Consider the following 13,853-nt stretch of genomic DNA (forward strand, 5'->3'; position numbering starts at 1 on the left):
GGATTGCACTGGTAGCGACAAGCGGCGCGGGTCTCAAGACACAATGGCAATGATGCCGTGCGCTCCGGCGCATTTTTGCCGGCCGCCTGGCCTTACGGATCGGCCACCGGCAGCTTGACGGTCACGCGCAGGCCCGAGCGTCCGGCGCCGGTCACATTCTCGAACAGGATCGAACCCGTGGCACGATCGACAATCCGCTTCACGATCGAGAGCCCGAGCCCTGCGCCCTCGCCGCTCGGCTGGCCGCCGCGAAAGAACGGCTCGCCGGTCCGCGCCAGATCCTGCGGCGGAATCCCCGGCCCGGTGTCCTCGATCTGGATGATCGCCATTGCGTCCTCGCGATGGACGCTGAGATCGACGGCCCCGCCATTGGGCGTGAACTTGATCGCGTTCTCGACCAGGTTCCGGATCGCCGAGATCAAGGACGTCGGATCACCGTTCACGGCGAGCGTCTCAATGGTCGCAAAACCGATATCGATGTTGCGCGCCGTCGCCTCCGGCAGCAGATCGGCGACGACACCCTTTGCGATCTTGTCCAATTCCACCGCGGCGCTCACGGTGGAAGGCGCAGCGTCCTGACGCGCCAGCGCCAGAAGTTGCTCGAGCAGATGCTTGGTGCGCCGCATGCCGCTCTTCAACGCATCGAGCCGGTCGCGCGTCTCCGCGGGCATGTCGAGCGAGGCGAGATTTTCCGCCTGCAGGCTGAGCGCGGTGACCGGCGTTCGAAGTTCATGGGCCGCGTCGGCGATGAAACGCCGTTGCTGATCCATCATGACGCGCGTTCGCCGGAGCAACCCGTTGATCGAGCCAAGGAACGGCTGCAGCTCGCTTGGCGCGCCGGTCGACGGCAGCGTGCCGATGTTGTCCACCCTGCTCGCATCGAGATCGCCGGCGAGGCGCAACATCGGCTGGAACGATCGGGCGATCACCAATGCGGTCATCAGCAGCAGGCACGGCACCAGCGCGGCGATCGGCAGCAGCGTGCGCACGGCCATGTCGCCCGCGATCTCGGTGCGGATCTCGGTCTGCTGCGTCACCGCGAAGCGGCTGCCGTCCGGCCGCGTCCGAAGCAGCACGCGGACCGGCTGTCCGTGATAGACGTCATTGTGCGGCCCATCCGTCAGCCCCCACAGCCGGCGATCGTCATTGGCGCCGCGCGGCGCCTCGCCCAGCTCGACGACGGCAACCTCGGCTTCGGCATCGACACCGGTGACCGGGTGGCTCTGCCGGATCGGAGCGCTCAGCGCGAAGCTGCCGATCTGGATCAGGACGGAGTCCTGCATCTCGATCGCTTCGCTATAGGCCCATCGATACGCCAGGATTCCGCCGACGGCGCCGGTCAGCAGAATAATCGCCGTGAGTCCGACGAACAGGCGCCCGCGCAGCGATCCCATCATCTCGAACGATCCACCATCCATCCGACGCCGCGCACGTTCCTGATCGCGCTGGCGCCGAGCTTTCTGCGCACCGCGTGGATCAGGAATTCGACCGCGTTGCTCTCGACCTCCTCGCTCCAGCCATAGATCTGGCGCTCGAGCTCGCCGCGGGACAGGATCGTTCCCGGGCGATTCAGCAGCGCCTGAAGCAGGGCGAACTCACGCGCGCTGAGCACGGCCTTTTCTCCGCAGAAGGCCGCTTCCCGCGTTGCCGGGTCGAGGTGAAGCTCGCCATTGGTCAGCACCGGCGGCGCCCCGCTGCCCTCGCGCCGCAGCACCGCGCGCATGCGCGCCAGCAATTCCGCGATCTCGAACGGCTTGACCAGATAGTCGTCGGCGCCGAGATCGAGCCCCTGGATGCGATCATTCAGCGCGTCGCGCGCGGTGAGAATGATGACCGGAAGGCGCATGGAGCCGGCGCGGATCGCCTTGAGGACGTCGAGGCCATCGGTCAACGGCAGTCCGAGATCGAGCAGCGTGATGTCGTACGCCTCGCTGCGGCTGGCCTCGATGGCGAGATCGCCATCGCGCACCCAGTCGACGGCATAGGCGGCATCCCGCAACGCCTCGACGACGGCGGCGCCGATCATCCTGTCGTCTTCGACCAAGAGCACGCGCATCGCCTGGCAATCCATCCCGATCCGCACCGGGGTCACCCGGCGAAACTGCGTCGTATCGCCCACCCGCGACACCTGCGCGATCATATCAGCTTCGACTTAGCCGGAACTTAGGGCTTCCGGCGCCTGCGTGGCGGCCACGCGGCCCGGCTAAGCCGGAGCTAAGTCTCGCAGGGCACGCTCCGTGTCGAATCCGGCGGAACCGCCGGCGATCTCACAGCGGAGTTCACCACCGTGCAGGTTACCCGACGCCTCGGCCGCAGCATGCTGAACAAGGTCCCCGAAGTCACCCTCGTCTTCTGGCTGATCAAGATCATGTCGACCACGGTCGGCGAGACCGGCGCCGATTATCTCGCCGTCCATGTCGGCCTTGGAACAAGTGTGACCGGCCTGATCATGGCCGCGCTGCTTACGGCCGTGCTGACTGTCCAGCTGCGAAGGGACCGGTACGTGCCATGGGTCTATTGGCTGACGGTCGTGCTCGTCAGCATCGTCGGCACGCAGATCACCGATGTGCTGACCGACAAGCTCGAGATCAGCCTCTACGCCAGCACGGCCGTCTTTACGATCGCCCTGGCGGCGACCTTCGCAATCTGGTTCGCGCTCGAGCGGACGCTGTCGATCCACAGCATCGTGACCACGCGGCGCGAAGCGTTCTACTGGGCCGCGATCCTCTTCACATTCGCGCTCGGCACGGCGGCGGGCGATCTTGCCACCGAAGCGCTGGGCCTCGGCTTCAACGTCGGCGTCCTGGTATTCGTGGCGCTGATCGCAGGCGTAGCCGCAGCCTACGCGCTCGGCGCCAACGAGGTCCTGGCGTTCTGGATTGCCTACATCCTGACCCGGCCGCTCGGCGCCTCGTTCGGCGACATGCTGTCGCAATCCCGCGACTATGGCGGCCTCGGCTTCGGCACGGTCTACACCAGCCTCGCCTTCCTCGCCGTGATCATCGCGCTGCTCGGCTGGCTGTCGTTCGAAGGCGGCAGCGAGCGAAACCCCGAAGCATCGCCCGGCGCATGAATTCGCCGCGCGCCGCCGGCCGAAGCAACCTCAACAGGAGAACCACAATGAACAGAACGGTACTCGCACTTGCCGCAATCCACGCTCTCGTGGTCACTTCACCATTTCCACATGCGAGCGGAGGCCTCACGCTGCTGCCCCGCGCGCAAGCCGCCGCCTCCAAACTCGGCGACCTGACGCCATTCCGCAGCATCGCCGCCGACGTCGCGGCACTGGTCGACAAGAACGACCTGGCCGGCGCCAAGACGCGGATCAAGGATCTCGAGACCAAATGGGACGAAGCGGAAGCCGGCTTGAAGCCGCGCGCGGCCGCGGACTGGCACACGGTCGACAAGGCGATCGATCGAGCGCTCGAGGCGGTGCGTGAGGCCAATCCGGACGCCGCCAAATGCAAGAAGGCGCTCGCCGAGTTGCTGTCGATCATGGACTCGATGAAGGCCTGATCTCTCCGTCCACCATTCGACCACCCGCCGGCGGCATCGACCGCCGGCGATGTCTCTTGAAGTGACGAATCTTGGAGTGACCAACCCATGGATATGCTGCTCGACAACGCCACCGAGGAACACGCGGGCAAGGTTCCCGCAGTCACGCTCGGCTTCTGGATCATGAAGATTCTCGCGACGACGCTCGGCGAAACAGGCGGTGATGCGGTCACGATGTCGATGAACCTCGGCTATCTCGTCGGCACCGCGATCTTCGCGGTCATCTTCGTTGCTGCCGTTTCAGCACAGATGGCGGCGAGGCGCTTCCATCCGCTGCTCTACTGGACGGTGATCGTCGCGACCACGACCGTCGGTACGACCTTTGCCGACTCCGTCGACCGCTCGCTAGGGATCGGATATCTCGGCGGCTCGTCGCTGCTCGCCGGACTACTGGTCGCATCCCTCGCTGCGTGGTATCGCAGCATGGGCACGGTCTCGATCGCGTCGATCGACAACAAGGCCGCCGAAACCTTCTACTGGATCACGATCCTGTTCTCTCAGACGCTCGGCACCGCGCTCGGCGACTGGATGGCCGACTCCACCGGTCTCGGCTATGGCGGCGGCGCCATCGTGTTTGCCGCCGCTCTTGCCATCGTCGCTGCCACCTATCTCTGGACCCGGGTGTCGCACACGGTGCTGTTCTGGATCGCGTTCGTCCTGACCAGGCCGCTCGGTGCCACCGTCGGCGATTTCCTCGACAAGCCGCTGGATCACGGCGGCCTTGCGCTCAGCCGCTACGCCGCATCCGTTGCTCTTGCCGCTGCGATCGTGGCCCTGATCTTCATGCTGCCGCAGCGCGCCGGCAAGCACGCTTGAGCATCAAACCTTTGCCCGTTCCGGACATCGATCTCAGTGAGCGGGCAAGGCGGCGCATCGCGATCATCGTCTCGCGATCGATCCGCTCGCGGTCGATGATCGGCCGCCAATTGCATGAGCGGAGACCCTCGATGCGAGACAGTTCCAAAGCAGGGTCTGGGACGTTATGTCGCAGTCCGCTTCGCAAGCGAGCGTGACGCCCGTCATAGATGACGCGTTGAGATTCTGCGATCCTGATTTTGATATTGCCGATTTTTTGAATGCGCTGCTCTCAGCCCAATGACACGGGAGTAGCACCACCCGCTTCGCGAAGGCGAAGCCGATTGCCTTGCACCTTGGATATTTGCCGGCTTCGACCGGCGCGCCACGAGGAAGCAAACCATGGCCAATACCCCACCGGTCGTCTCGATCGGTAACCACAGCCTGTTGTCCAACCACTGGCAAAGAATAGAGCCGTGGCTGACTTATTCGGACGCCGACGGCAATCCCGCGCAAAGCTTCCAGTTCTTCGACAGCGGCACGTCCGCAACCAGCGGCTACTTCTGGACACCCACCAATACGCATTGGGCCGCCAACACCATCATCGACGTTGCAGCGTCCGACCTCTCCGATGTGTGGCTGAGCTCCGGTTCGGTCAGCGGCGCGGAAACAATGTGGGTACGCGCCTTTGACGGGACTGACTGGAGCTCCTGGACGTCGTTCACCCTCACGACGACGCCAAACACGCCTCCGGTTGCTGCGATCAATGACCAGTCGTTGCACGTCAATACATGGGCGAAGGTCGAGAATTGGTTGAGCTACTCCGATGCCAACGGAGATCCCGCGACCAAATACCAGTTCTGGGACAGCGGCACGTCCGCAACCAGCGCCTATTTCTGGACCCCAACCAATTCGCACTGGGCTGCCAACACGACGATCGAGGTTTCGGCCGCCGACCTGACCAACCTCTGGATCCAGGGCGGCTCGACGACCGGCTCCGAGACGATGTGGGTCAGGGCATTCGACGGATCGGACTGGGGCTCCTGGGACTCCTTCACGCTGACGACGACGAACTCGGTGCCGGTCGCGACGATTGGCGATCATTCGGTGCACATGGGCCAGTGGGTCACTGTCAGCAACTGGTTGACGACGACAGATGCCGACAATGACACGATCACGAAGTACCAGTTCTGGGACAGCGGCACCGCCGCGACCAGCGCGTATTTCTGGACGCCGACCAATTCGCACTGGGATGCGAACACCACGATCGAGGTTTCGGCCGCCGACCTCGCCAATGTCTGGATCCAGGGCGGTTCGGCGACCGGTTCCGAGACGATGTGGGTCAGGGCGTTCGACGGCACCTCGTGGGGCAATTGGGACAGTTTCACGGTGACCTCGACGGTCAACACGCCGCCGGTCGCGGTCATCAACGACCAGTCGGTTCACGTGAACACATGGGTCAAGCCGGGGAACTGGCTCAGCACCAGCGATGCCGAGGGTGACACGATCACCAAGTACCAGTTCTGGGACGGCGGTTCGGCCGCGACCAGTGCCTATTTCTGGACGCCTAGCAATGCGCACTGGGCGGCCGGTACCCCCATCGACGTTTCGGCGTCCGATCTGGACAGTCTCTGGATTCAGGGTGGCTCGGCGACCGGCTCCGAGACCATGTATGTGCGGGCCTTCGACGGGACCGCCTGGGGCGCTTGGGACGGCTTTACCGTGACGTCCACGAACACGGCCCCGACGGTTGCGATCCTCGATCATACGCTGAACGCCGCGCAATGGGCGCAGCTCGTCAACTGGACCAGCGTATCCGACGCGGACGGCGATCCGATCACCAAATACCAGTTCTTGGACGGCGGCACGGATGCGAACAGCGGCTACTTCTGGACATCCGCGAACTCACACTGGGCGGCGAACACCGTCATCGAGGTTCCAGCATCCAATCTGTCCGACGTTTGGGTGCGAGGCGGCACTGCCGGCGGTTCGGAGGCCATGTACGTTCGCGCATTCGACGGGACGAGTTGGAGCCCTTGGGACGGCTTTGCCCTGACGTCGCTACCAAACCACGCGCCTGTCGCCACGATCAACGACCAGACCTTGCACCTCAACGAGTGGAGCCAGGTCAGTAACCTGTTGTCCTATTCCGACACCGACGGAAATCCCGCGACCGAATATCAATTTTGGGATGCCGGTACCGGCGCCAACAGCGGCTACTTCTGGACCTCCGGGAATTCGCACTGGCCAGCCGCCTCCGTCATCGACGTCAGCGCCGCGGCCGTCGATGATGTCTGGGTCCGTGGAGGCGCCGCCACCGGCAGCGAGACGATGTATGTGCGCGCGTTCGACGGGATCGACTGGGGCGTGTGGCACGCATTCGTGCTCACCACCGTCGTCTAAAGCGCGATGAGATCAGGTTGAAGCGTCATCGCGCTTTAGATTCTTGTTTGAGCATGATCTTTTCGGAAAAACCGCTTCGCACTTTTCCGAATCATGCTTGAGCTACGCTGCCACGATCCGGTGGCGGACATGGCATCGCCGTGTCACGCCACCAGCCGTCCGGTTACACAGGCTGGCCCGGCGTGAAGATGACCTTGCCCTTGAATGCCGACGCCTGCGCGATCGCCTGCGAAAAATCCTCCAGGCGATAGGACCCGACCACCGGCGCGCTGATCGCACCTGAGGCGACCATCGGCACGAGATGGTCGTACATCGCGGCCATCGCGTCATCGGCTGCGGTCTTGCTCCAATGGGCGAGCCAGAAGCCGCGCACCGACACCTCGTTGAAGATCACGCTCAAGGCCGAGCCGGAGAACGGCTGTCCACTCATCGCGCTGTAAATGACGAGGACACCCTTCGGCGCCAGGCAGTTCATCAGGTTCAAGGCCGACGAGCCGCCGACGACGTCGAGCGCCAACTGGATCGGCGCCTTGCCGGTCTCCTTGGCGACGCGTTTGGCGAGATCCGGCCCGTCGACCAGGACGATATCGCCGCCGAGCGCCTTGACCTCGTCCACGACCTCCTCGCGGCGGACAATGTTGACCGTCTTAAGCCCAAGCGACCTGGCGATGGCGATCACCGCGCGCGCCGTCGCCGAATTGGCGCCGTTCTGGATCACCCAGCCGCCGCGCGGGATTTTGACGAAATCGGTCAGCAGCAGATATGCGGTCGCCGGATTGACCGCGATCATGGATAGCTGCCGGATGTCGGCAGCTTCGGGCAACGGACGCTGCCAGGACGGCGTGAACTTGAGCCGTTCGGTCCAGGTCGGGATCATGAACGGAACGAGCGTGCGGTCACCTTCCCTGAGGTTCTTGACCTGCGCCCCCGCGGCGATGACCCGCCCGACGCCCTCGATCCCGAGCGTCGCCGGCGGCGTCGGCAGATAGCCGTAGCGCCCGGCCATGATCATGAAGTCCGAGTTGTTGATCGGCGCGGCCTCGACCGCGACCACCACTTCGTTCGGCCCGGGGCTGCCGATATCGGGCACCTCGTTGAGCTTCACCGCTTCCGCCGGACGTCCGAACGCAACAACCTGAACCGCCTTCATGGCATCATCTCCCGATGTTATTATGTACTTATAAGTACAGAATAAGGACCGCGTCAATGACCGGAAATGGCTTCGTAGCAAGGTGAAGGCTTCACATCGGACGCGGGAGTACATAAAACAGCGCCATGGCAAGGCCGCGCAGCTTCGATCCGGACGACGTCCTGGAAATCGCCCGTCAGGTGTTCTGGCAGAAGGGGTTTCAGGCGACCTCGCTCGACGAGATCACGGCGGCGAGCGGCATCGCGAAGCCGAGCCTCTACGCGGCCTTCGGCGACAAGCACGCCCTGTTCCTGCGCGTGCTGGACCGCTATCACGACGGCATCCTCGGCTGGGCCGAGCGCGTGCTGGCGCAGCCGGGGCCGGCGCGCGAGGCGATCAGGCAGTGGCTCACCGGCTTCATCCCCTATTGCTCGGGTGAGAAGGGACAGCGCGGCTGCCTATCGATCAATTCGGCGACCGACGGCTCGCTCGATCAGGCCGCGCTCCGCAAGAGCATCGAGCGCTACAACCGGCGGCTCGAAGAGCTGTTGCGCACGCGGCTACGTGCCGACCGCGAGCAGTTCAAGAAGGGCTTCGATCCCGACATCACCGCGCACACGGTGATGGTGGTGCATGCGGGGCTGATGGCGCTCGCGCACCAGACACCGGATTCGAAGCAGGTGAAGGCCGTGATCGAGCAGGTAATGGGCCTGCTCGCCTGACCTTGTCAGCATCTGCGTTCCGCTCGCGCCCGCCGCGCCTCTCACGAATGTGACTTATATGATGAATATCATCTATTGATGAACTGAACTCCGTGACCATTTCCGGATTGGCTGACATGGGCTTCCGGAACTGGGAACCAGATGAACACATCGTTGTGGCGTATGACGCTTACTGCACTCACCGTCCTGCTGCCGATGCCGGCGACCGGTCCGGCCCAGGCCCACGATCATCAGCATCCCGAACTCAACGGCTGGTATGAGAGCCTGCACAGTGGCAAAGGCCCCTGCTGCGACGGCACCGACGCGAAGCGTGTCGATGACGCCGATTGGGACACCAAGGACGGCCACTACAGGGTGCGCCTCGAGGGGGAATGGGTCGACGTTCCCGATGAGGCCGTCGTGCCCGGGCCAAACCGCGCCGGCCACACCGTGGTCTGGCCGTATTATCTGAACGGTCACCCGAGGCCGCGCTGCTTCATGCCGGGCAGCATGGGTTGATCAGCGACGAAGGCGCTGCGCAGCGTGCAGCATCGACGGCGCGGCTGATCAGAGATCGAGCTGGATCCGGTCGTCGCCGTCGGTCGCCGGCTGCGCGGGCACCGCGCAGCAGATCAGCACTTCATTATCGGCCACCTCAGCGGTCGGCTCCTTCACATAGGTTACCGCACCTGCCTGCAATTTCGTTCGGCATGTTCCGCAATTGCCTTCCCGGCAACTGAACACGGGACTGAGGCCGCGCGCTTCCGCAAGGTCAAGCAGCGTGCCCGTCTCCGGCGTCCAGCGCGCTTCCTTCAGCGATGCGGTGAAGGCGACCGGCACCGGCGCGGTCGCGGGCGGCCGCCGCGGTGGCGCCGGGCTGGCCACGTCCGGCGTCCGCACCAGCGATGATGGCCCGAACGCCTCGGCGTGAATCCTGCTATCGGCAATGTTGTAGCCGCGCAGGGCGTCATAGAGCGATTGGGTGAACTGCGGCGGACCGCACAGATAGAAATCATAGTCGTTGAACGGCAGGACGCGCGACAGCAGCGCCATGTCGATCCGCCCCGCGGCGTCGTAGTCGGTGCCCTGCTCGGCGCCATCGACGTCACTCAGCACGCGGATGATCCGCACGGCACCGCCGGCAGCCGCAGCCAGTTGCTGCAATTCGTCGCCGAACGCGCGGTCCGCCTTCGTATGCGCGGCCTGGAACAGGAAGGTCGGCCGGATGCCACGGGTACGCAGCCCCTCATAGACCACGTGACGCAGCATCGCGAGCAGCGGCGTGATGCCGACACCACCGGCGAGCAGCACCGCGGGCCGCTTCTCGCGCGCATCGATGGTGAAGCCGCCGCCCGGCGCACGCGCCTCGATGATGTCGCCGACACGGATGTTGTCATGCAGATGCTGCGACACCGCGCCGTCACGCTTCACGCTGATGCGGTACATGCCATCCGACGGCGCGACCGACAATGTGTAGGTGCGAATGATCGGCTTGTCGGCGCCGGGGAGCGCGATGCGGATCGGCAGATGCTGTCCCGCCTGGTGCGGAAGCCGCCCGGCCCCGTCGTCCGGCTGCAGATGAAACGAGCGGATCGAGCGGCTCTCGTCGACAATCCTGGTGACCTTGAACGGACGCCATTGCGTCGCAAGCTCGGCCGCGCGGATTCGGTCGGCGGCCTGCGGCCAGTCGCCGGTCATCAATGCATTCGGCGACCAGCCCTCGGCCCGGAACGCCCAGCGCAGCGGCAGCGCGCCGCGCCTGCGCACCACGCGGCGGGCACGAAAACTCCACAGCCGTTCGGCGCCCTGGAACGCCGCGATCTCCGGCGAGTCCAGGATCACCTCGGCATCGCCGGTCAGTTGCAGCATGTCGCCGGTTTCGAAATCGACAAACACGAGCCCGGCCTTGCCGTTGACCAGGATGTTGCCGAGCGTGTTGAAGAACAGATTGCCGGCAAAATCGGGGATGGTCAGCGTGCCGTCGGCGGCGACGCGAACGAAGCCGGCCTTGCCGCCGCGATGCGAGACGTCAACCTGGCGACGATCCTCGCGCTCGGCATAGGACGCCACGAAGAACGTATCCGCCGCCGCAATCGTCTCGCGCGCGGCTTGATCGAGCGTCCTGCTCGTCTCGATCGCTCCCGTGAAGGGTTCGCCCGGCTCGCGCACAAAGTTGAAATCGCGGAGCTGGATATATTGCGGGCAGTTGCCAAAGCTCTGATCGAGTTCGAAGCTCAGCGCCCTGCCCGGCGATGCGCGGAGCAGCCCGTTGGCACGGTTGCGGCGCCGCGTGTGCAGTTCGATTCCGAGCAATGCGATCGCATTATCCTCGCGCATGCCCTCGCTGACGGGATCGCCGGGCTCAGGCCGCGCATCGATCTCGAGGCTGCGCGGCGTCGGCGAAGAGACGAAGCCGGGCCGGCCGGTCAGCAAGGAGGCCCATGCATCGCCGCTCTGGTCCACGCTGCCGACCACGATGAAGGGAATTTGCGCAAAGAAGTCGCGATGCTGGTCGGGCATGAAGTCGCGCACCGCACGCTGACCGACGGCCTCCATCCTCTCGGCGACCCCAGCCCGCTGCTGGATCGCCTTCTCACCGGCATGCCAGGCCGGCAGCTTGCTCTTGGTTCGCCTGTCGCTCATCTCATCGCCCTCCCTTTCGGGGCTTGGACGGGCGTGCCCGCAGGCACGCCCGATCAGCACATCACGCAGCCGCAGCCAGACCGACGGGGGTCTTGGCGAAGGGCACAAAGCCCGGCAATGCCTCGATCCGGCGCAGGAACGCGTTGACGCGCGCATAGCCGGAGAGATCGACGTTGCCTTCCGGCGCGCTCGACAGATAGCTGTAGAGCGCCACATCGGCGATCGTCGGCTGCGCACCGACCAGCCAGTCGCGATCGGCAAGATGGGCTTCGAGCCGCTTCAGCATCACGTGCGCGCGGGTGATCACATCTTCCGGGTTGAACTTCGCGCCGAACACGGTGACGAGCCGCGCCGCGGCGGGTCCGAACGCGAGATCGCCGGCGGCAACCGACAGCCAGCGCTGCACGGCGGCGGCGCCCTTTGCATCCTGCGGCAGCCAGTCGGTGCGGCCGAGCTTGGTCGCGAGATAGACCAGGATCGCGTTGGAGTCGGGAATGATGGTGCCGTCATCGTCGAGCACCGGCACCTGGCCGAACGGATTGAGCGCGAGGAATTCCGGCGTCTTCTGCGCGGCGGACTTGAGATCGACCTCGACCAGCTCGTGCGGAATGCCGAGCAGGGAGATGAACAGGCGCGCGCGGTGCGCGTGGCCGGAGAGCGCAAAGTGATAAAGCTTCATGGTGCCGTTCCTGATGTCGTGGACGGGACCATTCCCGACCGCGACTTCAAGGTGGCTCATTGCAACGGCTATTATAATTAGCGCCTCCGGAACTTCATTATTGCAAATATTGCAATAACGCGTAAGCGGACGCGCCGGTCAGACCTCGACGATCACGTAGTTGTCCTCGATGTGCACCGGGAACGTCTCGGCGACATACGGTCCCTTCTGCAATTCGGCGCCGCTTTCGACCGCGACCGGATAGGAGCGGATCTTGAACCGCTTGGGGTCGAACCAGGACTGGCCGTTGCGCATGTCGAACTCCCAGCCGTGCCACGGACAGCGCAGCATCTCGCCGACGCGGTCGCGCTGATAGATGCCGGGCTCCGGCGAGGTCAGGCGCGCGACGCACGCCGCCTTCTCCAGCGGCGCGCCCTCATGCGGGCAGCGATTGAGCAGCGCGAAGAACTCGCCATTGACGTGGAACACGACGATGTCGCGGCCCTCGAGGCCGAACACCTTGTTGCCGCCGGCCGGGATTTCACTGGTGCGCGCAACGATGTGACGGGTCATCGGAATCCTAGCGTATCGACCGCAACGGCGGTGCGCTCCCTCGCCCCGTTCTTACGGGGTCGAGACAAGCGAAGCTTGCTCTTAGAGGGTTGGGGTGAGGGGCAGTCTCCGCATAAACGGTGATAGCTGCGTTCGCGGAGACTCCCCCTCACCCGGAACGCATCTAGCGATGCGTTCCGACCTCTCCCCGCACGCGGGGCGAGGTGAAGCGGAGACCGCCGCTCGATTAGAAGTGAAGTCATCTCGATCCTAAAACTTGTAAACCGCGCGGGCGTTGCTGTTGAAGATCTTGCGCCGCTCGGCGTCGGTCAGCGGCGTCTTGAAGGCGTAGCGGGCGTCGTCATAGTCCCAGTGCGGATAATCCGACGAGAACAGCAGGCGATCGATGCCGACCCATTCGATCAGCTGACGCAGGTGCTTCGCATCATCGGGCTCGTCGATCGGCTGGGTCGTGAACCAGAAATGCTCTTTCACATATTCGCTCGGCCTGCGCTTCAGATGCGGCACCTCGCTGCGGAAGCGCTCGAAATGCTGGTCCATCCGCCACATCGTCGCGGGGATCCAGCCGAAGCCGCCCTCGATGAACACGATCTTCAGTTTCGGGAAGCGCTCGGGAACGCCTTCCAGCACGAGGCTCGTGAGGTTCGAGGCCACCGTGTGCGCGTTCGACTGATGCTCCTCGCAGTAATAGGACGGCCAGCCCCCGCCGGTCGGCGCGTGCCCGCCATAGCCGCCGACATGGATGCCGAGCGGCAGGTCGAGCGCCTGCGCGCGCTCATAGATCGGCCAGTAGCGGCGGCGGCCGAGCGGTTCGTTGGCGCGCGGCGAGACGTTGATCTGGATGTATTCGCCGGTCCTGGCGCAGCGCTCGATCTCGGCGAGGCCGAGGTCGGAGCCGTCCTGCCCGACCAGGATCGAAGCCTTCAGCCTGGAATCGCGATGCGCCCAGAACGCCAGCTGCCAGTCGTTGATGGCGCGCTGGATCGCGGCGCCGAATTCCAGGTTCTGCTGCGAGAAGATGAAGAGGTCGAGCACCTGCAAAATCCCGAACTCGACATCGAAGGGATCGAGGTGCTGCTTGCGCATGAAATCGAGATCGGAGCCCGGCACGCCGCCGGTCGGCGGCCAGGCATCGCGCCGCGCGATCAGCGGCGAGGAGCGCGGATACGGCGTGGTGCCGATATAGGGCGTGCGCAGATGGCTGCCGTATTCCTTCAGGTGCTGTTGCCAGCGCTTCGGCAGGAATTCGTTGAGGTCGCTATGCGCGTGGATGCTCGGATGGATGTCGCAATCGATGATCCTGAGCCGCGTCGCCGCGGTCGTCTCCTGGTCGAGCATCGGGCGGTCGATGACGTCACTCATGCGATCCTCCTTTGAGTTGAGCCGGTGTGGCCGT

The 13,853-nt window shown here is 64.6% G+C and carries 13 protein-coding genes; 6 read left to right on the top strand and 7 right to left on the bottom strand.

Annotated elements, in window-relative coordinates; genetic code table 11:
* Positions 1-92: 92 nt before the first annotated feature.
* Together AKN84_RS23010 and AKN84_RS23015 are read right to left on the bottom strand one after the other, a co-directional pair.
* The gene (locus AKN84_RS23010; RefSeq protein ID WP_162240898.1) at positions 93-1,397 is read right to left on the bottom strand and encodes an ATP-binding protein; all 1,305 of its coding nucleotides are present in this window, start codon (positions 1,395-1,397) and stop codon (positions 93-95) included.
* On the bottom strand, positions 1,394-2,056 hold the full coding sequence (locus AKN84_RS23015) for a response regulator transcription factor (protein WP_050422895.1): 663 nt from the start codon (positions 2,054-2,056) through the stop codon (positions 1,394-1,396). Before AKN84_RS23015 ends, AKN84_RS23010 begins: the two co-directional genes overlap by 4 nt.
* 261 nt (positions 2,057-2,317) lie before the next feature.
* On the opposite strand from AKN84_RS23015, the gene AKN84_RS23020 reads away from it, so the two are divergent.
* From AKN84_RS23020 to AKN84_RS23035, 4 genes are all read left to right on the top strand, one after another.
* Positions 2,318-3,073, top strand: a complete 756-nt coding sequence (locus AKN84_RS23020; RefSeq protein ID WP_050422896.1) for a COG4705 family protein — start codon at positions 2,318-2,320, stop codon at positions 3,071-3,073.
* 47 nt (positions 3,074-3,120) lie between these two features.
* Positions 3,121-3,516 (top strand): hypothetical protein, encoded by a 396-nt coding sequence (locus tag AKN84_RS23025; protein ID WP_050422897.1) that lies wholly within the window; start codon positions 3,121-3,123, stop codon positions 3,514-3,516.
* Positions 3,517-3,603: 87 nt separating this feature from the next.
* Positions 3,604-4,371 (top strand): COG4705 family protein, encoded by a 768-nt coding sequence (locus tag AKN84_RS23030; RefSeq protein WP_244485421.1) that lies wholly within the window; start codon positions 3,604-3,606, stop codon positions 4,369-4,371.
* 381 nt (positions 4,372-4,752) lie between these two features.
* The gene (locus AKN84_RS23035) at positions 4,753-6,753 is read left to right on the top strand and encodes a hypothetical protein (RefSeq protein WP_244485423.1); all 2,001 of its coding nucleotides are present in this window, start codon (positions 4,753-4,755) and stop codon (positions 6,751-6,753) included.
* 163 nt (positions 6,754-6,916) lie between these two features.
* On the opposite strand, the gene AKN84_RS23040 is transcribed toward AKN84_RS23035, so the two are convergent.
* Positions 6,917-7,903 carry a zinc-dependent alcohol dehydrogenase family protein gene (locus AKN84_RS23040; RefSeq protein ID WP_050422875.1) on the bottom strand — a complete coding sequence of 329 codons (987 nt, stop codon included), beginning with the start codon at positions 7,901-7,903 and terminating at the stop codon, positions 6,917-6,919.
* A gap of 125 nt (positions 7,904-8,028) precedes the next feature.
* Here AKN84_RS23040 and AKN84_RS23045 point away from each other — a divergent pair, with 125 nt between their 5' ends.
* Both AKN84_RS23045 and AKN84_RS23050 read left to right on the top strand, forming a co-directional pair.
* Complete coding sequence (locus AKN84_RS23045) at positions 8,029-8,604, top strand: TetR/AcrR family transcriptional regulator (protein ID WP_050422876.1); 576 nt, start codon at positions 8,029-8,031, stop codon at positions 8,602-8,604.
* A gap of 141 nt (positions 8,605-8,745) precedes the next feature.
* Entirely contained in the window at positions 8,746-9,102 is a 357-nt protein-coding gene (locus tag AKN84_RS23050; RefSeq protein WP_050422877.1) for a hypothetical protein, read from the top strand.
* A 48-nt stretch (positions 9,103-9,150) separates the two neighbouring features.
* Here the strand turns inward: AKN84_RS23050 and AKN84_RS23055 are convergent, their stop codons facing one another.
* The 4 genes from AKN84_RS23055 to AKN84_RS23070 all read right to left on the bottom strand — a co-directional run bounded on the left by AKN84_RS23055 (position 9,151) and on the right by AKN84_RS23070 (position 13,819).
* The gene (locus tag AKN84_RS23055) at positions 9,151-11,226 is read right to left on the bottom strand and encodes a 2Fe-2S iron-sulfur cluster-binding protein (protein WP_050422878.1); all 2,076 of its coding nucleotides are present in this window, start codon (positions 11,224-11,226) and stop codon (positions 9,151-9,153) included.
* Positions 11,227-11,287: 61 nt separating this feature from the next.
* Positions 11,288-11,905 (bottom strand): glutathione S-transferase family protein, encoded by a 618-nt coding sequence (locus AKN84_RS23060; protein WP_050422900.1) that lies wholly within the window; start codon positions 11,903-11,905, stop codon positions 11,288-11,290.
* A 138-nt stretch (positions 11,906-12,043) separates the two neighbouring features.
* Positions 12,044-12,457 carry a Rieske (2Fe-2S) protein gene (locus AKN84_RS23065; protein WP_050422879.1) on the bottom strand — a complete coding sequence of 138 codons (414 nt, stop codon included), beginning with the start codon at positions 12,455-12,457 and terminating at the stop codon, positions 12,044-12,046.
* 249 nt (positions 12,458-12,706) lie between these two features.
* Positions 12,707-13,819, bottom strand: coding sequence for an amidohydrolase family protein (locus AKN84_RS23070; protein WP_128971076.1), 1,113 nt, complete (start codon positions 13,817-13,819; stop codon positions 12,707-12,709).
* Positions 13,820-13,853 lie beyond the last annotated feature (34 nt).

The sequence above is a fragment of the Bradyrhizobium tropiciagri genome (assembly GCF_001189845.1).
GTDB lineage: Bacteria > Pseudomonadota > Alphaproteobacteria > Rhizobiales > Xanthobacteraceae > Bradyrhizobium > Bradyrhizobium tropiciagri.